Annotated in this window: 21 protein-coding genes; 9 read left to right on the top strand and 12 right to left on the bottom strand. The window is 62.5% G+C overall.

The window, feature by feature from the left end; translation table 11 throughout:
- Positions 1–118: 118 nt before the first annotated feature.
- Together HV675_RS02035 and HV675_RS02030 are read right to left on the bottom strand one after the other, a co-directional pair.
- Positions 119–763 carry a response regulator gene (locus tag HV675_RS02035; protein ID WP_175109084.1) on the bottom strand — a complete coding sequence of 215 codons (645 nt, stop codon included), beginning with the start codon at positions 761–763 and terminating at the stop codon, positions 119–121.
- Positions 760–2,208, bottom strand: coding sequence for a cache domain-containing protein (locus HV675_RS02030; protein WP_175109083.1), 1,449 nt, complete (start codon positions 2,206–2,208; stop codon positions 760–762). The genes HV675_RS02035 and HV675_RS02030 overlap by 4 nt, the downstream gene beginning before the upstream one ends.
- A 205-nt stretch (positions 2,209–2,413) precedes the next feature.
- Here HV675_RS02030 and HV675_RS02025 point away from each other — a divergent pair, with 205 nt between their 5' ends.
- Together HV675_RS02025 and HV675_RS02020 are read left to right on the top strand one after the other, a co-directional pair.
- Complete coding sequence (locus tag HV675_RS02025) at positions 2,414–4,492, top strand: carbon starvation CstA family protein (RefSeq protein ID WP_175109082.1); 2,079 nt, start codon at positions 2,414–2,416, stop codon at positions 4,490–4,492.
- A 13-nt stretch (positions 4,493–4,505) separates the two neighbouring features.
- The gene (locus HV675_RS02020; protein WP_175109081.1) at positions 4,506–4,712 is read left to right on the top strand and encodes a YbdD/YjiX family protein; all 207 of its coding nucleotides are present in this window, start codon (positions 4,506–4,508) and stop codon (positions 4,710–4,712) included.
- A 243-nt stretch (positions 4,713–4,955) separates the two neighbouring features.
- Here the strand turns inward: HV675_RS02020 and hpnH are convergent, their stop codons facing one another.
- Together hpnH and ispH are read right to left on the bottom strand one after the other, a co-directional pair.
- A complete protein-coding gene (gene hpnH / locus HV675_RS02015; protein ID WP_175109080.1) occupies positions 4,956–6,110 on the bottom strand; it encodes an adenosyl-hopene transferase HpnH in 1,155 nt (384 codons plus the stop codon).
- Between the two features lie 11 nt (positions 6,111–6,121).
- On the bottom strand, positions 6,122–7,066 hold the full coding sequence (gene ispH, locus HV675_RS02010; RefSeq protein ID WP_175109079.1) for a 4-hydroxy-3-methylbut-2-enyl diphosphate reductase: 945 nt from the start codon (positions 7,064–7,066) through the stop codon (positions 6,122–6,124).
- A 482-nt stretch (positions 7,067–7,548) separates the two neighbouring features.
- On the opposite strand from ispH, the gene HV675_RS02005 reads away from it, so the two are divergent.
- On the top strand, positions 7,549–8,724 hold the full coding sequence (locus HV675_RS02005) for a glycosyltransferase (protein ID WP_175109078.1): 1,176 nt from the start codon (positions 7,549–7,551) through the stop codon (positions 8,722–8,724).
- Positions 8,725–8,735: 11 nt separating this feature from the next.
- On the top strand, positions 8,736–9,470 hold the full coding sequence (locus HV675_RS02000; protein WP_175109077.1) for a transglycosylase SLT domain-containing protein: 735 nt from the start codon (positions 8,736–8,738) through the stop codon (positions 9,468–9,470).
- A gap of 54 nt (positions 9,471–9,524) precedes the next feature.
- On the opposite strand, the gene HV675_RS01995 is transcribed toward HV675_RS02000, so the two are convergent.
- Both HV675_RS01995 and hpnA read right to left on the bottom strand, forming a co-directional pair.
- Positions 9,525–10,076 carry a hypothetical protein gene (locus tag HV675_RS01995; protein ID WP_175109076.1) on the bottom strand — a complete coding sequence of 184 codons (552 nt, stop codon included), beginning with the start codon at positions 10,074–10,076 and terminating at the stop codon, positions 9,525–9,527.
- A 199-nt stretch (positions 10,077–10,275) separates the two neighbouring features.
- Positions 10,276–11,295, bottom strand: a complete 1,020-nt coding sequence (gene hpnA, locus HV675_RS01990; protein WP_175109075.1) for a hopanoid-associated sugar epimerase — start codon at positions 11,293–11,295, stop codon at positions 10,276–10,278.
- Positions 11,296–11,468: 173 nt separating this feature from the next.
- Between hpnA and HV675_RS01985 the strand changes: the two genes are divergently transcribed.
- The gene (locus HV675_RS01985) at positions 11,469–11,765 is read left to right on the top strand and encodes an acylphosphatase (RefSeq protein WP_175109074.1); all 297 of its coding nucleotides are present in this window, start codon (positions 11,469–11,471) and stop codon (positions 11,763–11,765) included.
- 113 nt (positions 11,766–11,878) lie between these two features.
- On the opposite strand, the gene egtD is transcribed toward HV675_RS01985, so the two are convergent.
- Positions 11,879–12,856, bottom strand: a complete 978-nt coding sequence (gene egtD, locus HV675_RS01980; protein ID WP_175109073.1) for an L-histidine N(alpha)-methyltransferase — start codon at positions 12,854–12,856, stop codon at positions 11,879–11,881.
- A 537-nt stretch (positions 12,857–13,393) separates the two neighbouring features.
- On the opposite strand from egtD, the gene rarD reads away from it, so the two are divergent.
- Complete coding sequence (gene rarD / locus HV675_RS01975; protein ID WP_175109072.1) at positions 13,394–14,290, top strand: EamA family transporter RarD; 897 nt, start codon at positions 13,394–13,396, stop codon at positions 14,288–14,290.
- A 92-nt stretch (positions 14,291–14,382) separates the two neighbouring features.
- Here rarD and HV675_RS01970 read toward each other — a convergent pair whose 3' ends face one another.
- The 4 genes from HV675_RS01970 to HV675_RS01955 all read right to left on the bottom strand — a co-directional run bounded on the left by HV675_RS01970 (position 14,383) and on the right by HV675_RS01955 (position 17,969).
- Positions 14,383–16,137 carry a hypothetical protein gene (locus tag HV675_RS01970; RefSeq protein WP_175109071.1) on the bottom strand — a complete coding sequence of 585 codons (1,755 nt, stop codon included), beginning with the start codon at positions 16,135–16,137 and terminating at the stop codon, positions 14,383–14,385.
- 240 nt (positions 16,138–16,377) lie between these two features.
- Positions 16,378–16,911 (bottom strand): Mpo1 family 2-hydroxy fatty acid dioxygenase, encoded by a 534-nt coding sequence (locus HV675_RS01965; RefSeq protein ID WP_175109070.1) that lies wholly within the window; start codon positions 16,909–16,911, stop codon positions 16,378–16,380.
- 58 nt (positions 16,912–16,969) lie between these two features.
- Entirely contained in the window at positions 16,970–17,227 is a 258-nt protein-coding gene (locus HV675_RS01960; RefSeq protein WP_175109069.1) for a hypothetical protein, read from the bottom strand.
- Complete coding sequence (locus HV675_RS01955; protein WP_175109068.1) at positions 17,220–17,969, bottom strand: DNA/RNA non-specific endonuclease; 750 nt, start codon at positions 17,967–17,969, stop codon at positions 17,220–17,222. Before HV675_RS01955 ends, HV675_RS01960 begins: the two co-directional genes overlap by 8 nt.
- Positions 17,970–18,225: 256 nt before the next feature.
- Here HV675_RS01955 and HV675_RS01950 point away from each other — a divergent pair, with 256 nt between their 5' ends.
- Positions 18,226–18,582: a GFA family protein gene (locus tag HV675_RS01950; RefSeq protein WP_175109067.1), complete on the top strand. Its 357-nt coding sequence runs from the start codon at positions 18,226–18,228 to the stop codon at positions 18,580–18,582.
- Positions 18,583–18,712: 130 nt separating this feature from the next.
- Here HV675_RS01950 and HV675_RS01945 read toward each other — a convergent pair whose 3' ends face one another.
- Complete coding sequence (locus tag HV675_RS01945) at positions 18,713–19,072, bottom strand: DUF3564 domain-containing protein (protein WP_175109066.1); 360 nt, start codon at positions 19,070–19,072, stop codon at positions 18,713–18,715.
- Positions 19,073–19,300: 228 nt separating this feature from the next.
- On the opposite strand from HV675_RS01945, the gene HV675_RS01940 reads away from it, so the two are divergent.
- Both HV675_RS01940 and HV675_RS01935 read left to right on the top strand, forming a co-directional pair.
- Complete coding sequence (locus tag HV675_RS01940; protein ID WP_175109065.1) at positions 19,301–19,723, top strand: rubrerythrin family protein; 423 nt, start codon at positions 19,301–19,303, stop codon at positions 19,721–19,723.
- A gap of 177 nt (positions 19,724–19,900) precedes the next feature.
- Positions 19,901–21,238 carry a heterodisulfide reductase-related iron-sulfur binding cluster gene (locus tag HV675_RS01935; RefSeq protein ID WP_175109064.1) on the top strand — a complete coding sequence of 446 codons (1,338 nt, stop codon included), beginning with the start codon at positions 19,901–19,903 and terminating at the stop codon, positions 21,236–21,238.
- Positions 21,239–21,251 lie beyond the last annotated feature (13 nt).

The raw sequence follows: 21,251 nt of genomic DNA, 5'->3' as shown, positions 1-21,251 counted from the left end.
CGCTGATGTACCGTTCCAATTGCGCAGGGCGTTGCTTGCATCGGCGCTGCACCATGTGAGCGTGCATGGACGGCGCTCGCGGCACGTTGCGGCGCAACGCGCGTTCACATTGCCGCGGCTATTTTTTGCCGCGATGCTCGACGGCGAACTTGATCAGTTCCGCCTGCCCTTCGATATCCAGCTTGCGCTTCAGATTCAATCGATGCGTTTCGACGGTCCGCACGGACAAGCCGTTGCGCTGCGCAATCTGTTTGCTCGACAGACCTTCCGCCAATGCGTCCAGAATGTCGCGCTCGCGAGGTGTGAGACGTGCGAGCGGCGCCGGCGCGGCGGACGCCTGAATCATCCGTACGCCTAGCTCGGCGCTAAAGAATGTTTGCCCGTCGAGCACCGCGCTAATCGCGCCGATGATCTCGGTGGCGGGCGAGTCCTTCAGCACATAGCCGCTTGCGCCAGCCCGCACGGCCTGCGTCACATACTCGATGTTGTCGTGCATCGACAGCATCAGTACCCGGATGGCCGGGAACCGTTCGTGAAATACGCCGGCGAGCATAATGCCGTTCATGCCATTCATGCCGACGTCCATCAATACGAGGTCGGGTTCGTGCGCGGCGGCCAGCGCAATCGCCTCATCGGCGTTGCAGGCCTCGCCGACTACCGCGAAGCCCGGTACCGCTTCGAGCCGCGCCCGCAGGCCGTCGCGCACGAGTGGATGATCGTCGACGAGGATCAGGCGGGCCGTATCCGGCCGCGTGTCGTTCATCGTCGATCCTCCTGCGCGATCGGTGGGGCAGCGTCTGGCGCTTGCGCGTTGGGTCTGGATGCGCGTGCCGCCGCAGGTAAGGGCACGATGGACTTCACGATGGTCCGGCCCGGCTGCGAAACCAGCGACAGCGTACCGTCCAGTGCTTCCAGCCGCTCGCGCATATTGCGCAAGCCGACGCCGACACTTGGGTCTGCCTGTACACCTTCGACGTCGAAGCCGCGACCGTTGTCCTCGATGGTCAGCGTGACGGTATGCGCCGATACATCGAGCGCAAGCGCCGCGCTCGACGCATGCGCATGCCGCACGATATTCGTCAGTGCCTCCTGCGCGATGCGAAAGAGCGCGGTATTGAGCGCATCCGGCAGGAGCATGTCGCGTGCCCGCTCCTGTTGCGTGAAGGTCAACGCCACGCCGGATTCAGCGCTGAGTTCGCGCGTCAGTTGCTCGAGCGCCGCCGCGAGCCCCAGGTCGTCCAGCATCGACGGCCGCAACGCATGCGAAATACGCCGCACTTCGCGCAGCGTATCGGAGAGTCGTGCGAGGCTCGTGGACAGCGCGGCTTCCGCGGCCGGCACACGCGCATCGCTATGTTCGAAGCGCGCAAGCGCCGACTCGAGCAGCAGCTTGGCCGACACCATCATCTGACTGATGCCGTCGTGCAATTCACGCGACAGCCTTGCACGTTCGCTTTCCTGCGATGCGACCACCTGCTGTGCAAGCCGCCTCAACTTCGCATCGGCGCTGCGGTATTCCGTGACGTTCAACACCAGCGCGCACAGCGTGATGACGCCGAGACCCGCGAGCGCGATGCCGCCGATCCACCACATCGTGCGCTCGATGTTCGACGACGCGCGCTGATCGATGCGTGCGAGCGTGGTGTCGACGTCGTCCAGATAGATGCCGGTGCCGAGCATCCAGCCCCAGCGTTCGAGCGGCACGACGTAGCCGAGCTTCGGCGCGAGCTTGCCGGTGGACGGGCGATGCCACACGTATCGCACGTAGCCGCCGCCCCGTGCTGCTGCGGCGATCAGTTGCTGGATGGTGAGTGATCCCGCCGGGTCGCGCAGTGCCCACAGGTCGCGCCCGACGAGCTCGGGTTCGCGTGGATGCATCAGCGAGCGGCCGTGCATGTCGTAAACAAAAAAGTAGCCATCCTGACCGAAATCCAGTTTCTCCAATATTGCCAGTGCACGTGTGCGCAACGTCGCGTCATCACGCGCGTGAGTGCCGGCCGTCTCGTAGAGCGGCGCGATCGCGCTCGTCGCGAGATCGACGTAGTGGCGCAACTCGATCTCCTTGCTGGCGAGATACGCGGCCTGCGTCGTGGCGTGCTGGGTTTGCGCGAGTGCTGTGGCCTGGTGGCGCACGCCAATTCCAATGCCGGCGATCGCCACCAGAAACGGCACGATTGCGAGCAGGAATATTTTCGCTTTCAGGTTCATCGGTGAAAAGTCGGCCAGATGGCATACGTAATAGTACTTAGCGCCCTTACGTAGTTGTGCTCTTGTGGCGCTGACGGCGAAAGCGAATACTACACGCCTAGAGCATCGCGGACATAAGGTCGGCGCGCTCACTTGTTCGTATTCGTTGTGTTGTGTTGTGTCGTGTTGGTTGTTTGAATTCGTATAACTAAACAGGAGACACTCCATGAATCGGGCTTCCGGATTCCTGGTTTGGGCTGCAGTCGCACTATCGGGTGCGTTCGCATTGGGCACCATCGCACTTGCGCACGGCGAGCGCGTCAGCGCGCTCTGGGTGGTGATCGCCGCGGTCTGCGTATATCTGATCGCATACCGCTTCTATAGCCGGTTCATCGCAAACAAAGTGTTGCGACTCGACGGTGAACGCGTCACGCCCGCTATCAGGCACAACGACGGCCTCGACTACGTGCCCACCAACAAATACGTCCTGTTCGGCCATCATTTCGCCGCGATCGCCGGCGCCGGCCCGCTCGTCGGGCCCGTGCTGGCCGCGCAGATGGGCTACATGCCCGGCATGCTGTGGATTCTCGCGGGCGTCGTGTTCGCGGGCGCGGTGCAGGACTTTGTCGTGCTGTTTATCTCGGTGCGGCGCGACGGCCGCTCGCTCGGCGATCTGGTCAAGATGGAACTGGGCACCGTGCCCGGCGTCATCGCGCTGTTCGGCGCGTTCCTGATCATGGTGATCATCCTCGCGGTGCTCGCGCTGATCGTCGTGAAGGCGTTGACGAACTCGCCGTGGGGCACCTTCACGGTGGCTGCGACCATTCCCATCGCGCTGTTCATGGGCGTCTACACGCGCTTTATCCGGCCTGGCCGTATCGGCGAGGTTTCCGTGATCGGCTTCGTGCTGCTGATGGCATCGATCGTATTCGGCCAGCAGGTGCATGACTCGCCGGCGCTTGCCGCATGGTTCACGTTCAGCGGCACGCAATTGACGTGGATCCTGATCGGCTACGGCTTCGTTGCGTCGGTGTTGCCGGTGTGGCTGCTGCTCGCGCCGCGCGACTACCTGTCGACCTTCCTCAAGATCGGCACGATCCTCGGTCTGGCGATCGGCATTCTGATCGTTGCGCCGGAACTGAAGATGCCCGCGCTGACGAAGTTCGTCGATGGCACGGGCCCCGTGTGGTCCGGCAGCCTGTTCCCGTTCCTGTTCATCACAATCGCGTGTGGCGCGGTGTCCGGCTTCCATTCGTTGATTGCGTCCGGCACGACACCGAAACTGCTCGATAACGAGCGCAACGCGCGCTTTATCGGCTACGGCGCGATGCTGATGGAATCGTTCGTCGCAATCATGGCGCTGGTGGCCGCTTCGGTCATCGAGCCGGGCATCTACTTCGCGATGAATGCGCCGGCCGCCGTGCTCGGCACGACGCCCGAGGCAGTCGCGCAGACCGTTTCGCAATGGGGCTTCCTGCTCACGCCGGACATGCTGACTGAAACGGCGAAGGCAGTCGGCGAAACGACCATCGTCGCGCGCGCTGGCGGCGCGCCGACGCTTGCGGTCGGCATGGCGCATATCCTGCACCAGGTGATCGGCGGGCAGGCGATGATGGCGTTCTGGTATCACTTCGCCATTTTGTTCGAAGCGCTGTTCATTCTGACCGCGGTGGACGCCGGCACGCGGGCGGGCCGGTTCATGCTGCAGGATCTGCTGGGTACGTTCCACCCGGCGCTCAAGCGCACCGAGTCCCTGCCGGCCAATCTGATCGCAACCGCGCTGTGTGTGGCCGCGTGGGGGTACTTCCTCTATCAGGGCGTGGTCGATCCGCTTGGCGGTATCAACACGCTGTGGCCGCTGTTCGGCATTTCGAATCAGATGCTGGCGGGCATTGCGCTCGTGCTCGGCACCGTCGTGCTGTTCAAGATGAAGCGCGAGCGTTATGCGTGGGTGACGCTGGTGCCGACCGTCTGGTTGCTGATTTGCACGCTGACCGCAGGCTGGCAAAAAGTCTTCGACGCCAATCCGAAGATCGGTTTTCTCGCACACGCGGCGAAGCTCGGCGCGGCAGTGGACGAAGGCAAGATCGTCGCGCCGGCCAAGTCGCTTGCCGAGATGCAACGCGTAATGTTCAACGACTACATCGACGCAGCGCTCGCGGGCCTGTTCATCCTCGTGGTGGTGAGCATTGTTGTGTACGGCGTGCTGGCGGTGTTGCGTGCACGGCGAGTGAATCAGCCGACAGTGCGCGAAACGCCGTTCGAAGCGATGCCGGCCGCACCGAGCGCAGGTGGCGCGCACTGAGTGGAGCAAAACGATGTTCTCGAACCTTCGCGACGATATGAGAACGGCGGGCCGCTATCTGGGCGAGACGCTGCGCCTGATGGTGGGCCTGCCGGACTACGACACCTATGTCGCCCACATGCACACGACTCATCCGGACCGTCCCGTGATGACCTACGATGAGTTTTTCCGCGAGCGCCAGAATGCGCGCTATGGGTCAGGCGCGGGGAAGTGCTGCTGAGTTTGGCCAGCCAACGCAGCGTCTGGCAAGCAAACGAGCGAGCGCCCGGACTCACAAGAGAGAACGGGCCAAAACGTAGTCGATAAAACACAAAGAGCGCAGCGGCTCGCACCGTTGCGCTCTTTTTCGTGGACCACACGAATCGAAAAGACCTGAAACGAAACCCACCGCGGCAATCAACAACGGCGGCCCTCAAGCCACCATGAAGCCGCTATCTAGCCGCTATGAAGCCTCGCCACGCGATCAATTCACCGCAGCAGCCGTTTCGACCTTCTTGCCTTTGCCCGTGTGCTTGATTTCTTCCAGCTTGATCTCGACGTGACGCGAGAACACGTATTCAGCAGGACGCTGCTTGTCGAGCGAAATGTCCTTCGCGAACGCGCCGGTCGTCTTCGGGCCGTTCAAGCTGACCTTGAGCGCCTTCAGCGGATGCGTGACCGTATCCATTACCGCGGTCGCTTCGAAACCGCTGTGGACCATGCAGTCGGCGCACTTCTCGTAGTTGCCGGTGCCGTACTTGTCCCAGTCGGTGGTTTCCATCAGTTCCTTGAAGGTCTTCGCATACCCTTCGCCGAGCAGATAGCACGGACGTTGCCAGCCGAAGACGGTGCGTGCCGGATTGCCCCACGGCGTGCAGTGGTATGTCTGATTGCCGGCGAGGAAATCGAGGAACATGGCCGACTGGCTGAACGACCAGTTCTTGCCGTTGTTGCCGCGCTTGAAGATTTCGCGGAACAGGTGCTTGGTCTTGTCGCGATTCAGGAAGTGCTGCTGATCCGGCGCGCGCTCGTACGCATAGCCCGGCGATACGGTAATGCCATCGACGCCCAGCGGCTTCAGCGTATCGAAGAACGCGGCCACGCGCTCCGGCACCGCATCGTTGAACAGCGTGCAATTGATGTTCACGCGGAAACCGCGGCGCTTCGCTTCGCGGATCGCGGCGACGGCCTTCTCGTACACACCTTCCTGCGACACGGAGTGATCGTGCATGTCCTTGTCGCCGTCAAGGTGCACCGACCAGACGAAATACGGATTCGGCTCGTAATCGTCCATTTTCTTTTCCATCAGCAGCGCGTTCGTGCAGAGATACACGAACTTCTTGCGCGCCATGATGCCCTTCACGATTTGCGGCATTTCCTTGTGCAGCAGCGGCTCGCCACCGGCAATCGATACGACGGGCGCGTTGCACTCGTCGACTGCTTCCAGGCATTCGGCCAGCGACAGGCGCTGATTCAGGATCGGATCCGGGTAATCGATCTTGCCGCAGCCATTGCAGGCAAGATTGCAACGAAACAGCGGCTCGAGCATCAATGCGAGCGGATAACGCTTATTCCCCGACAGGTGCTGGCGCATGATGTAAGCGCCGACCCGAACTTTCTGTAGCAACGGAATGGACAAGACGGTTCTCCTTAAACTTCGCGTGCAGCGAGTGGTTGCGTCAGCTTGGACGGCAACTTGAATTCAACTTTCTCTTCACGGCCCGCCATTGTCGTGACTTCGACGGGCCCCAATGCGCGCAGCGCATCGATGACGTTCTTCACCATTTCTTCAGGCGCCGATGCGCCGGCGGTAATGCCGACGGTGTGCGTATTCGCGAACCATTCGGACTTCACTTCCGAACCGTCGGCGACGAGGTAGCTCGGCACGCCGCTTTCGCTGCCGATTTCGCGTAACCGGTTCGAGTTCGAACTGTTGGTCGCGCCGACCACCAGCAGCACGTCGACCTGGGTGCTCAGCTCGCGGACCGCGGCCTGGCGGTTCTGCGTGGCATAGCAGATGTCGCGGGTGTCCGGTCCGACGATGTCGGTGAAACGGTTCAACAGCGCGTCGATAATGCCACGGGTGTCGTCGACTGACAGCGTGGTTTGCGTAACGTACGCCAAAGGCGTATCCACGGCCAATTCGAGTTTCGCGACTTCAGCTTCGCTCTGGACCAGCAGCACCTTGCCAGGAATCTGGCCGATCGTGCCCTCGACTTCCGGGTGCCCCGCATGACCGATCAGGATCAGCGTACGGCCGGCTGCCACGTACTGACGGCCTTGCACGTGCACCTTGGTGACGAGCGGGCAGGTTGCGTCGAGTACGTCGAGCCCGCGCTGTTCCGCATCCCGTTCGACACTCTGCGCGACGCCATGCGCGCTGAAAATGGCGACCGCGCCCTCGGGCACCTCATCGAGTTCTTCGACGAAGCGAGCGCCCTTTCTGCGCAAGTTATCGACCACGTGCCGGTTGTGGACGATTTCGTGGCGCACGTACACGGGTGCCCCGTGTTGCTGCAACGCGCGGTCGACGATTTCGATTGCGCGGACAACGCCCGCACAAAAGCCGCGGGGTTGAGCAAGGATGACTCGCATAAGCTGGCGAACTCCGACTGACGCGGAAATTGACGATGAAATCGGTAAAAATGACTCTATCGCCGCGTCGATATATTAGTTGACGTCTTAAAACCGACAAAAGCCAGTGGCTGAAGACCAAACGCGCATTCTAACGCTAACCGGGTCGGTTTGCTTCCCGGCCGTTCTCGGCGCGCGGCACGGGATGGCAAAAATGACTGGCTGCGCGGCCGCCATGTAGCCTTTAAACTATGGGCCCGCGCGGCAACTGTTACAGTGGCTGCCGCTTGCTGAATGTGGAATCTAGAGGCTCGCTGGATGGAAGTCCACCATTACGATTGTTGTCCTGTTGCAAACGCGCCTCACGAGGCCGCGCCGCGCCGGATGGCGGGCGGCCGGCGCGCGTCGTCGGCCGCGCTTTTGCCTGCGCCGCTGGCTGCGCTTTCGACCGGACTGCCGGCCGCCCGGTCAGCCCGCGCCGCTGTCGCTGAAGAGGCCGCCGCATGAGCGCGGCGGTGCTGTTCGTCCTCGGCTGTCTTTCCCTTCTCATCTGGTTCGTGCTGCTGTTCGCGCGCGGCGGTTTCTGGCGCGCGCGCCCGACCGTGCCGCTCGTTACCGGCGCGCGCGATGCGTGGCCGGCGGTTGCGGCGGTTGTGCCGGCGCGCAATGAAGCCGATGTGATCGGCGCGGCGCTCACGTCGCTGCTGAAGCAGGACTACCCGGGCGCGTTTCACGTCGTCGTGGTCGACGATCACAGCACGGACGGCACCGCGGACGCCGCTCGCGCCGCCGCGCTGCAGCTGCAATGTCCGGATCGCCTCACGGTGGTGCTGGCCAAGCCGCTGCCGCCGGGCTGGTCGGGCAAGGTATGGGCGCAGTCGCAGGGCATCGAGGCGGTGCGCTCGCTGGGCTTGCCGGCCGACTATCTGCTGCTGACCGATGCGGATATCGGCCACCCGCCCGAGGCGGTGACGCAGCTCGTCGCGCGCGCGGACGCGGAACAGCGGGATCTGGTGTCGCTGATGGTCCGGTTGCGCTGCGATTCGTTCTGGGAAAAGGCGCTAATACCCGCTTTCGTGTTCTTCTTCGCGAAGCTGTACCCGTTCGCGTGGGTCAACAACCCGCGCAATCGCACGGCGGCGGCGGCGGGCGGTTGCATGCTCGTACGGCGCAGCGCGCTGGAGGAAGCGGGCGGCATCGAGTCGATTCGCGACGCGTTGATCGACGACTGCAGTCTTGCCGCGCGCATCAAGCACCGCGGCGAAGGCCGCCATTCAATCCGGCTGGACGTCGCGGCACGCAGCATATCGTTGCGGCCCTATAACGACTGGCGCGAGATCTGGAACATGATCGCGCGCACCGCGTTCACGCAGCTGAATTATTCGGCGTGGCTGCTGGCGGGTACGCTGGCCGGCATGATCGTCATCTATATGGTTCCGCCGGTCGTGGCGTTGAAGCTCGGGCCGATGGGCTGGCCCGCATGGCTCGCATGGGGGGCGATGTGCTGCGCGTATGCGCCGATGCTGCGCTATTACGGCCGGTCGCCGCTGTGGGCGCCGTTTCTGCCGCTGGTCGCCTTGTTCTACGTCAGCGCGACGATCGGGTCGGCGGTCCGTTACTGGCGCGGTCAGGGCGGGCAGTGGAAAGCCCGCGTCCAGGCGCCGGTGCAGGAACGATAGGACACGCCCGCATGAGCGCATCGGCCCAACTTCGTCGTCTGCTTTGTCTGGCCGCGCTGTTGCTGGGTTCGATGCAAATCGCATTGGCGGAGCCGCACGTAGACATCCCGGCGCAGGACGGCGATGCCGATGCATCGAGCCGGGCGCATCTGGCCAGCGACCGCGTATCGGACTATCTCGCGCAGAAGTTCGGTGTCGCGAAAGAGAAAGCCGTGCAGATATCGAACGCGGTGCGGGTCGCGTCGGAAAAGTACGCGCTGCCGCCAGCGCTGCTGCTTGCGATCATTTCGGTCGAATCGCGCTTCAAGGAAAAGGCGAAGGGCCGCAACGGCGCGACTGGGCTGATGCAGGTCGTGCCGAGCGCGCACCGGCCGCTGCTGAGGAACGTGAAAGATCTGACGGAGCCGGACACCAATATCGAGGTGGGTTCGGCAATCCTGTATGGCTATATGAAGTCGGCGGGCGGCGATCTGGACGCGGCGTTGAAAAGCTACGGCGGATCGAAAGCTTATGCCCAGATGGTCGGTCTTCGGGCGAAGACCTTCGCGCCGGTGGTCGAGCCGCGCGACAGCGCCGATACTCCGTGGCAGGCCGCTCAGGCACGCGCCTGCGATGCGCGCTGGACGGCTGTCTGCATTCGCCCCGTCGTCTGGCTGGGCCCGGCGGTGGACCTTACCGAAAACGCAGACGCAGCGCCGCCGCAGCCGATGCTGCTGCCGGGCACGCTGGTGCCGCTGCTGCGCTGACCGGATCGCGCGACCGGCGCATGCGCCGGCGTAAAACGCGCTGCACGCCGACGCTCACGCTTGCGTCAGCATCATGTACATCTGAATGACCATATCCGGCGAGAACGTGAACGGCACCCAGCCATGGCCGGTATGCCGCATGACCAGCACACGGTCGCCGTTCGACTGCTTCTGCACAGCCATCACCGGATTTTTAGTCGACACGAAGCGCCAGCCCGGAGGCAGATTCGCCGGCGCTTCCGGCTGCATCGACGCGCGTGCGTTCGACAGTTCCTCGATCAGCTGACCGACTTGCAGTGGATGCAGCATCACCGTCTGACCGCCGATCGTGATCGCGATTTCGTTCTGGCTCGGCCGGTCGATGTGCAGTGTGGGCTTGTCGGCGGTCGCGTCAGATGCGGCAGCGGCGGGGTCGGCGGAGTCGCCGGGGGCGGCGGCCAGTTGCGCGTTGTCGTGGCGTGCGGCGTTTTCGGCGCCGCCGCCGCCCTGAACGGATTCAGCGCGTGCGGCGGCTTGCGTGGTGGTGGCGGCGGCCGTTGCTGCGGCGGCCTGAATGAGATCATCGACGCTCGCCTCGAGCGTACCGATCTGTTCCTGAAGATTCATGCGACGGCTCTCTGAGAAGACCCGCGATTTTACCGTTCGGTAAGCATTTTTAGCCCCACCGCGTCCGCCGACGTTTGTAACAAAATGCAGCGCACGGTTGGGCGGATCGCAGCTCGCGGACACGCGGAATTCGCCCGCGGCGCACGCATCGGGCACAAGCGTCAAGCGCAAAGCGCAAGCGAAAACCTCAAGCAATGCTTCAGGCGGATGCCTTCTTCAGATACCCCGCCTCGCGGAACCAGTCGAGCGCGTCCTTCAGCCCTTCGCGATACGGCCGCGCGCGGTAGCCGAGCTCGCGCTCCGCTTTCGCCGACGTGAAGTACATCTTGTTCTTCGACATCTTCAGCGCGTCGACGGTGACGAACGGTTCGCGCTTCGTGAACCGGGCAACCGCTTCGGCGCCCATCGCGAGCGGGTAGAGCGGCCAGCGCGGCAGACTGATAGTAGGGGGCTTGCGGTTCGTCATCGCGGCGATATCGGCGAGCATCGTCTGCAGCGGCAGGTTTTCCCCGCCGAGAATGTAGCGCTCGCCGATCTTGCCGCGTTCGAGGGCGAGAAAATGCCCGGCGGCGACATCGTCGACGTGCACGAGATTCAGCCCGGTATCGACGAACGCCGGCAATTTACCGAGCGCCGCTTCGACGATCACGCGTCCGGTCGGCGTCGGCTTCACGTCGCGCGGGCCGATCGGCGTCGACGGATTGACGATGACCGCCGGCAAACCGTCGTTCGCGACCATCCGCTCGACCGCGCGTTCCGCAAGCACCTTGCTGCGCTTGTAGACGCCGATTGCCTGCTGCGGCGTCATCGGCGCGGTTTCATCGACCGACTGGCCGGAGTCGGTCACCTTCAGCGTCGCGACGCTGCTCGTGTACACGATGCGCTCGACGCCTTCCTTCAGCGCGGCGCGCATGGTCGCTTCGGTGCCTTCGAGGTTCGCGCGCTCGATCTCGGTCGGATCGGGCGCCCATAAGCGATAGTCCGCCGCGACATGCAGCAGGTAGCGCACGCCGCGCAGCGCGGTGCGCATCGACGCTTCGTCGCGCATGTCGCCGACGGCCACTTCCGCATCGAGCGCCTCGATATTGCGGCGCGGACTGGTGGCCCGCACCAGCACGCGCACCGCGAAGCCTTTCTGTTGCGCGATGCGCGCCACCGCCGAGCCGACGAAGCCGGACGCGCCGGTGACAAGCACGAGATCGCGATTCTGATCAGTCATTCCTGGGTGGTCCCCGCTTTGCAGTTGTCGGATTGTACGTGGGCGGACGGGCCGCGTGGCGCTTCGCGCAGACGTTGACGTATTCGTCATCGGACCGATGACGCAACGCACGTGACCATTCCGCCGCGACGCGACTAGAATGCCCGCTTTAAGGACTATCAGGAGATGAAAGCATGACCGGCACGGATCTCGATTCGCGGGTCGAAACGTACTACGCGCGGGTGAGGGGCGTGGTGCAGGGCGTCGGTTTTCGCCTTGCGACGGTGCGGGAGGCGCACGCGCTCGGCATCAAAGGTTGGGTGGCGAATCTGGACGACGGCTCGGTGGAAGCCGTGCTGCAAGGGTCCGCGAACCAGGTGGACCGGATGCTGACCTGGTTGCGGCACGGGCCGCCGGCCGCGCGCGTGACCGAAGTGACCAGCGAAGAACGCGTCACCGACAAGCGCTACGAGCGTTTCGAGCAGCATTGACGCGGGCGCGCCGGTGTCGGCGCACGCGCAATGTCGATGCAAAACGCGCCGCCTCGACGCTCCGGCTGGCCGCGCAGGAGCGTCGCCCGGCAATTAACGCAAATCAGCGCAAATCAGCGCGCGACCAGCAGACTTTCGGCGAATCCCCAATCCTGCTCGACCCACTGCTGCTGGCATGCGAAGCCGGCATCGTCGGCAATCGAGCCGATTTCGTTCGCGCGGTACTTGTGGCTGCTTTCGGTCCAGATCGTTTCGCCCGCTTCGAGCGTCACATTAAGCTGCGCCGCGCGAATCTGCGCGCTGACGCGATGCTTCGCGCGCAGATGCATCTCGACGCTGCGCGCGTCCGGATTGAACCGCGCGACGTGCTCGAATGCATCGAGATCGAAAGTGCCGCCCAGTTCGCGATTGATACGCGCAAGCAGGTTCAGATTGAACGCCGCGGTCACCCCGATCGGATCGTCGTAAGCGGAAATCAGCGTGGGCACCGGCTTTTCGAGGTCGGTGCCGAGCAGCAGCGCGTCGCCGGGCAACAGCATGCCGCGGATGTCGCGCAGAAAGCGCGTGGCGGCGAGCCGTCCGAAGTTGCCGATCGTGCTGCCGAGAAACAGCACGAGAAGCGGTTCGTCGCGCGCGCGCCGCTTGCTCACTTCCGCGAGTCCCGCGAGGTAGTCGCGCTCGTAACCGACGATCGAAAGCCGCTCGAGATCGCCGAGTTCGCGGCGACATAATTGCAAAGCGGTGCGCGAAATTTCAATCGGCGAATAGGTGGTCGACGAGGTCGGGCGTTTCTTGCACAACGCTTCAAGAATGCGCCGGGTCTTGCGGCCGCTGCCGCTGCCGAGTTCCGCGACGATTGCATTGTGCGGCACGTGCGCGACGATATCGGCCGCATGACGCGTGAGCAGGCGCTCTTCAGCGCGCGTGACGCCGTACTCGGGCAATGCAGTAATCACTTCGAAGAGCGCCGAACCGACTTCGTCGTACAGATACATCGACGGCAGCTCCTTTTGCGGCGCATGCGTCAGGCCGGCTCGCACGGCGGAGGCGAATTCGGGGGAAACGTCGTGCGATAGGGCTGGCTGGATCATGTTCGCTCCATATGGTCTATTCCGGCGGCGGCCTTCGATGCTGCCGGTGATTGCATTGCGGGATCGCGTGCGTGTGCCATTCGATGAACGGCACACGCGAGGGGCGCATAAGACCGCGAACCTGAGTGCGCAATTAAGAGGACATTGCGTTCGGTACTCGCGGCGCCAGGAACGCGTTGTCAAGCAAGAATCGCGCTTGCCGATTACGGTAATGTGTCCCGAGGTGAACGGACCATCATTGGCAGAGGTTACGTTCTACTCCAATGTGCGAAATCGTGCACGCATCCATTCGTATGCCCGGCGCCGCCTATGGCATACGTCGAGCGTCTAGAATGCCGGCTTGGCCGGCGACCGGCAACGGACAATGCGCCGGAATCGCCGGGCACGTTAGACAACTCTGTCGATGATTATCCAAACGGTCGAAACAAACGCTTGCATGAACAACCATATGGCCGCCATGTACCGGATGGGCCTTGCCCGCCAGGCTTTTCGCCGCGGTGGCGGCGCCCGTCGCGTTCCCGAGTGGGCAACGATCCGATGAGCGCGTATCAGCCCGGGCGCGGCATCGCCTTGTCGGTCGGCGCGTCGGCGCTGTTCGCGTTGCTGTCGGTGTACGCGACGTTGCTCGCGCCGCTCACCGGCCTCGATATTTTCGCGTGGCGTGTGGTGTGGACCGCGCCCGGCGCGCTCGCGCTGATTGCATTGCGCTCGCGCCTGCCGGAATTGCGCACGCTCGTGAAGCGCGCGGTGACCGAACGCTGGACGGCGCTTGCGCTGATCGTCAGCGCGGCATTGCTGGGCATACAGCTTTGGTTGTTCCTGTGGGCGCCGTTGCATGGACGCATGCTCGAAGTGTCGCTCGGCTACTTTCTATTGCCGCTGACGATGGTGTTGACCGGGCGCTTCTACTATCGCGAACGGCTCGATCCGCTGCAATGGGCGGCAGTCGGCTGCGCGGCCGTGGGCGTAGCGCACGAACTGTGGGTGACCGGCGCCTTCGCATGGCCGACGGTGCTTGTCGCGCTGGGCTATCCGCCGTATTTCGTCTTGCGCCGCAAGATCAACGCGGATTCGCTCACCGCCTTTGCGGTTGAAATGGCATTGCTGTTTCCGGTCGCCGCGATGATGGCAACGACGGGCGGCTCATTGAAGTTGCTGGCGGGCCGCGTCGACATGTGGGTGCTGTGGCTGCCCGGTCTCGGCGTGTTGAGCACCGTTGCGCTCGCGTCATATCTGAAGGCGAGCCGCCTGTTGCCGATGGCGCTATTCGGCATTCTCGGTTATGTCGAACCGGTCCTGCTCGTGCTGGTATCGGTGACGTTGCTCGGCGAGCACCTGTCCGCCGCGCAACTCGCGACGTATGGACCGATCTGGCTCGCGGTCGCGTTGACGGCATGGCATGGTGCGCGGCTGATCCGGTTGCAGATGCGTTAGCGCTTGCCGATGGTCGTGCTCGCAAGCTGTGCGCTCGCCGCCGTGGCAGGACGCGCTGTGTTCGCGCGGCATCTCTGCGACCGATCGGCGATTCACAGGGACGGCGGTGCTATTTGTTGATAGTCGCCCGTCAATGCTTTGGCAGTCTGCGACGTCATGGCGGCGGCGGTTTGCCGTATCGGGGATGTCTCGTCATCTTCGATCATGTCTACCATCGCGTTCGCAACAGTTGTGAACGGCGTAATGATCGGGCCAACGACAGGAATGTATGGCACCAGCGCGCCGACCGTGTGCCGGGTCGCGTCCGCCATTTTTATCTTGTCGCGGGTTGTCAACGTGCCTTGCTCGCTCTTTTCAACGTATTCGCTGATCTCCTCGCCGAAGTTCTTCAACGATAGGCCGACCTCCATCAGGCTCATGCCGCCTGGTAGTGTGGTTTTGCCGGGCACGCTCCATTTGCCGAGGAGGGTTTCCTCCTCGGTCAGATTCCCGATGCTCTCCGCCATGCTCCTGGTGGTGTCGTACAGTTCCCTCGCGATCGAGCCTTGTGCTTCCCGGTATTGCGCGTCTATTTTTTCCTGTTCTGCCGCAGTGGCGTTCTTCGGCATTTCCTTGCTTCGCGCGGCTTGCTCTGCATCTCCCATGCGCCGCGCAGACTGCCTGATTTTTTCCGCCATCGAGTCGATGTCTTTCTGCCCTTCCGCATGTGTGGCGCCCGACTGCTCGGAAACATAAGGAGGCACAGTCGTCTTACCCGTGCCGACCCTCATCTCGTTGACCGTTTGCGATGAGAGCGCCGCGAACAGATTGCGCTGATCGTTCAGGTCGGCAATGGTGCCGGCAAGGTTTGTCGCGCGTTCGTCCATGCTGGCGATCAATTGCTGCTGGTTTTTACCCGGGTTGTCCTCGACCTCGTGAATGACGGACGTCAGGTTTTCGCCAAGCTTCTGCTTGAACGCGGTCACCGCTTCGTCAATCGCCCGTTTTCTGTGATCGGCATTTTGCTTGAGCAACAAATAGGCTTCTGACGATTGGTACATCTGCCGGTCGATATTCTCCGCGTCGAGACTGCCGATTGCATGTTTGTCGCGCCATGCCCTGTTGTCCACCACCTGCGCGGTCCACGCATTGGCCAGATCGCTGTCGATCCTGGCTTTCGCGTGCGTGGCGGCCTCGTCGAGCACGTTTCCTGTATCGGATGCCGAATACACCCAATCGGCCGCGCCGGCTGCCCGATTGCGCACAAGGTGATTATTGGCATCGAGACCGAGTTTTCCGGCAACGTATGGAGATGCGGCGTCCATATGTTTTTTGACGATCGCGGGTAATTCCGCCGCCGCCTTGTCGTAGCCGGTCTGTGCGCTTTGATGAGCAGACCTTGCCTGCTCATACAGGCGTTTCAACGTCTCCTTCCCTGGGCCGCCTTTCGCGCTCTCCCATGATGTTTTGGCATCGTTCATTGCCTCCTCCGCATCGCTGGCGGACTTTCTTTTCACTTCCACATTCTGCTTTGCCTGTTGGGCAAGATCGTATTCGACCGAGCCATTGATGCAGGCACCCGACGTCTCCCAGTGATGCGCGCAATTCACTGCCGCAGCGGGTGCCGCCTGCGCACCGCGAGTAGGCGCATTCGCGCGTGCCTTGAGTTGCTGTCCGGTCGACGGGGCCATGCTGCGCGATATGGCGTGGGCCACGCCGTTTTGTCTGCATGCGGTACGCGGCTTTTCAGGTGCGGGTTGAGCGCGCCGCGGCGGTGCTGCTTTTGCGGGAGCGGGATGGTATTGGGATCCGACCTCGTCGACGAATAGCGCGTTATTTGAATTTGCATTGCTTACGTTCATGTCCATTGCAATTCAATCCGTTTTATCAAAGGAAAATGGAATGAAGTCCTCGTGAGGCTCATTCATGTGAGCGCTTCGGATGCGAAGCATGGACAATTAAACGCGCAAATGCCGGGTGACGGTCATGTCGGGATACGCCGAACGGATGTGCCGAACGGACATACCGGCAAACGGGTGTCGGAGCCGCGCGGAGGTCTTTCGCCGATGTCGATCGGGTCGAACCGCAGGCGCCGCGGAATTAACGCTTTATGAACGGCCCGGCTTCGCGTGCGGATGCGCCGCTTCAATCTGCCGCTCGATCGATTCGCGTAGCGCGGGGCGCCAGCCGACGCTGAGCAGCGCCTCGACCAATACGAACAATGGACCGATCATCAAGCCGACCAGGTCGTCGACGAATGCGGGCTTGCGATGCTCAAAAGCCGCGTGCCCGAAGAACTGGAAGACCCAGCCGAGCGCGAACAGGGCGGTGCCGGTGGTCAGCCAGAGCGGGGTGGATTGTGCGGCAATCCATTGTCCGCATGCGACGCATAGCGCGGACAGCAGCGCCATCATGATGCCGAGCGCCACATCGAGCGCGAGGTAGTAGATCGTGCCGGCAACGAACAGAATCCAGGCGGGCGATACCTCGACCGGCAACACGCCGAATGTCGCCGCCGGTCGACCGAGCAGCACGCCCAGCGCAAACACGATCATCGGGATACCGACACAATGCGTCGCGACATTGCGCGGGTCGCGATGGTAGGCGGCATAGCCTGCGAGCTGTTCTGTCAGCGTTCTCATCGTCCGTCCCCTCCGGTCGAGTGCGCATCGCGACGCAATGGAGCGCGCGGCCGTCTCGCTAGAACGGATTATCGACCACGCCGGGCTTCGCGTCCGGCTCGTCCTTGATCCGCTCCGGCAGATCAGCCTGTGCCTGCAATGCGGCGACGACGTTGTCGACAGCTTGCTTGAGCGCGAGTGCCGCCTTCAGGCCGCGCCTGTCCTTCGTGAGTTCGAGCGAACCGCTGATCGCGACACGCGTGGTGCCGTTCGTCACGGTCAATGCATCGCCCTGAATATTGAGCACGTCGACGTCGTTCGAATATGCGTTAAACACCTGTCAGCCCTCCCGGCCGCTCGTCCTTCACATTTTCAGGAATGCCCGGAAAGCGGATGCCGCTCGCCGTCTCGAGTTCATGTACCGTGACAATGTTGTAGCGGCTTGTCGCGAGATTGTCCACGACCACTGCGAATGCCAGCCGCTTCGACGGCACATAGATCGCCTTGAACAACCGGGTCGGCACGAATACGCGGCTCGGACCGATGGTCTGCAACTGCTGGCCGATAAACATCGGGCCGGTCACGACGTAGGTGTCGTCGTACTTCAGCGAGAGCGTGCGCACGGCGCTTTCGATACGCGCCCACAAGCGCTCGTTATTTTCCCGGTTCTGCGGCACGATGTTCGCGAGCGAGAACGACTGCGCCATCGCTTGCTCGTTCCAGCGGTTGCCGGCCGGACTCATATGTCCGCGGTCGAAGCCGCTGCGCTTGTAGTCCGCGAGTGTAGCGCCTTCGCCCGCGGGCAGACGCTCATCTTCGTAGAAGCGATTCGTGCGCGTCATATATTTGGCCGCTTCGATATGATCGCGCGTCAGATGTTCGGCGGACCAGAGCGGCCCATGCGTGATCCCCGAATGCAGCACCGCGAAATCCGAATAGCACAGCATGCGCGTTTTCGGCGCCATTTTCGTGTTGGTGAGCACCGGCCATTGACCGCCAGGTGTGAAATCGGCACACGATGGCGCCGCCGATACGTGAGCCGCGACGGCGGCCAGCAGGCAGAAAAACCACTTCTTCATAAATCGGGAGTGCGAGAGACCGGAAGAAAAGGAGTTGGCAGGAACAGCAAGGTGCGCAAGTATAGCGTCGCGCGTCGTGCAGTCGCGAGTGGAAAATTGCGCTGCAGCAATGCTTTCCCGGCCACGCCGGTTGCGTCTCAGGTCACTTGCAGGCGGCGCGATTCGGCGACGCATCACGTGCTATCGGTCGATCATCGCGTCGCATCGTAAGGACACCAAGGTTCAAAGTCCGGCTCATGCAGACAAGGGAGTTGAAATGGCACAGGAACACTATGCGGGCGGCTGTCATTGCGGCGCCGTCCGGTTCACCGTGGATCTCGATCTCGACCAGTCGATTTCGTGCAACTGCTCGATCTGCAGGAAGCGAGGCCTGATTCTCGCGTTTGCGCCGGTGAACCGCTTCCAGCTCGATGCCGCCGACGGCGCGACCCAGGAATACCTGTTCAACAAGCGGATGATCAGGCATCAGTTCTGCCGCGCCTGCGGCGTAGAGGCGTTTTCGTACGGCGCGATGCCCGACGGCACGCCGATGGTCGCGGTCAATGCGCGATGCCTCGACGGCGTCGATCCCACTGCATTGAAGCCCGCGCGATACGACGGCGCGAGCCACTAGCACCGGGTTGCATAAACAAACGGGGGACGCGCAGGCAGAACAGAAGCGCCGATGTCATGCGTATCGCACGGACATCGGCGCATCGCACCATTTATGCCGGATCGCGGAAGCCAATGCTCACGCGCCTCTGTTAGCGCCCGAAGATGCTGTGTTCCGCTTGCACCGGCTGCCGGTCGACCGCTTGCAGGCGCCAGAAACCGCTCATTGGCGATTGCGTGCGTTCGGACTTCCACGCTGCGGCGCCTTGCGACGAACTGACATGTTGCCTGCGATCGACATGCAAACCCTGCAGCGTACAAAGGGGCGAATCGGCACTCGGCGCGCATAGCTCGGTGACGCCGTCCTGATCGTGCAATTCGCCCCACGGCGGCAAGTAAACGCCTTCGTGTGCTTCTCTCGACCAGCGACCCTGCTCGGTGTCGAGCCACAACACCGCATAGTCATGATTGACGGTCGGGTCCGAACCGTTGATAAGGATGGTCAGCCGCATTTCCGTTCCATTTGCAAAGTGTTCGTGCGCCTACACCAGTCTATGTCGGACGATACGTTATTCAACCCAAACCGCTATCGGCGGGATTGAAAAACACAATTGGGAACGCATCGGCGAGCTTCTAGATTGAATGCACGGCTCAGGCACGCGCGTCCAGCCGGAGTCGCTTGCGACTAGCTCGTTCCCCAACGCGCGTTCCCACATTACAAAGCATGCATGGAGGCTCAGATGACGCAACTGAAGGGATCCCGCACAGAAGAAAATCTGAAAGCTGCATTCGCCGGTGAATCGCAAGCCAATCGCCGTTACCTGTATTTCGCAGCCAAAGCGGACGTCGAGGGCCAGAACGACGTGGCGGCACTGTTTCGCTCGACCGCTGAGGGAGAAACCGGTCATGCGCATGGGCACCTCGAGTATCTGGAGGCGTCGGGCGACCCGGCCACGGGTCTGCCGTTCGGCTCGTCGCGCCTGAATCTGCAGGCCGCGATCGCCGGTGAAACGCATGAGTACACCGATATGTACCCCGGCATGGCCAAAGCAGCCCGAGACGAAGGCTTCGACGAAATCGCCAACTGGTTCGAGACGCTTGCGAAGGCGGAACGCAGTCACGCGAATCGCTATTCGAGAGCGCTCGAAGCACTGGTGGATTGAAGACGCGAAGGCCGACGCTGATTCATGCCGTCTGATGGCGGCATTGAATGGCATTTGAGCGGCATTGCGCGAGAACCCGCGGCGAAACACCGCGGGTTCTCGCGCGGTTTCGCGTGCGGCTTTTGCAGCGATGCGGCGCGCGACCGATACAAGAACGATGATAAGGAGACTGACATCATGCCCCACAAGGAAGGCAGTCTCGAAGCACCCACCCGGCATGCACTCGACTGGCGTTCCGACAGCTTTTACGAGCAGGACGCGATCGACGCGGAATTGACGCGCGTCTTCGATATCTGCGCCGGGTGCCGCCGTTGTGTATCGTTATGCGGCGCATTCCCGACCCTGTTCGATCTCGTCGACGAAACCGATAGCGGCGAAGCGCACGACGTGGATCGCGCGCATTTCGGCAAGGTGGTCGATCAGTGCTATCTATGCGACCTCTGCTACATGACGAAATGCCCCTATGTGCCGCCACACCCGTGGAATGTCGATTTCCCGCATTTGATGCTGCGCGCAAAAGCCGCGAGCTATAAACGCGGCGAGGCCGGATTACGCGAGCGCTTCCTGTCGAATACCGACGCACTGGGCCATTTAGCGGGCATTCCGGTCGTCACGCAAACCGTCAACGCGGTGAACCGTACGGCGGTCGCGCGCGGACTGATGGAAAAGGCGCTCGGCGTCGACAGGCACGCATGGCTGCCGTCATTTGCGCCGCGCAAATTCCGCAGCGCAGCGAAACGCTCACCGCAGAACGTGATACGGGACGGCGAGCGCACGCCCGGCAAGGTCGCGATATACGCGACCTGCTACGTGAATTTCAACGAGCCGGGCATTGGGCACGACCTGCTTGCGGTGCTCGCGCACAACGACATTCCGTACGAACTGGTGACGAGCGAAGCGTGCTGCGGCATGCCGCTGCTCGAACAGGGCAACCTCGACGGTGTCGCGCAGAAGAAGGAGAAAAATCTGCCGGTGCTCGCGAAATACGCGCGCGAAGGGTACGCGATCATCGGCGCAATTCCGAGCTGCGTGATGATGTACAAGCACGAATTGCCACTGATGTTTCCCGACGACGCCGACGTGCGCGCCGTGAGCGAGGCGTTCTGGGATCCGTTCGAATACTTCGTCTCGCGGCATCGCGACGGCCTGTTGAAGACCGACTTCAACACGCCGCTCGGCAAGGTGTCGTATCACGTGCCGTGTCACGCGCGAGTGCAGAACATCGGCCGCAAGACGTCCGAGACACTGGCGCTGGTGCCCGATACCCAGGTCACAGTGGTCGAGCGTTGTTCGGGACATGCAGGCACGTTCGGCGTCAAGAAGGAGTTCCATCAAACGGCGATGCAGATCGGCAAGCCGGTCTTCAAGGCGATGGCCCAGCCGCAGCCGGACTACATCTCGTCGGACTGTCAGCTGGCTGGCCACCATATCGAACAGGGACTCGACGCAAACGGTCTGCCGCAGGCGCTGCTCGCGCATCCGCTGACGCTGCTGCGCAAGGCCTACGGTCTATGAGCGCTCATACTTC

Origin of the sequence: Paraburkholderia solisilvae (assembly GCF_902859875.1) — a bacterium.
GTDB classification, from domain to species: domain Bacteria; phylum Pseudomonadota; class Gammaproteobacteria; order Burkholderiales; family Burkholderiaceae; genus Paraburkholderia; species Paraburkholderia solisilvae.
The sequence above is the reverse complement of the archived record's forward strand: the minus strand, read 5'-3'. Positions and strand labels throughout refer to the sequence as shown.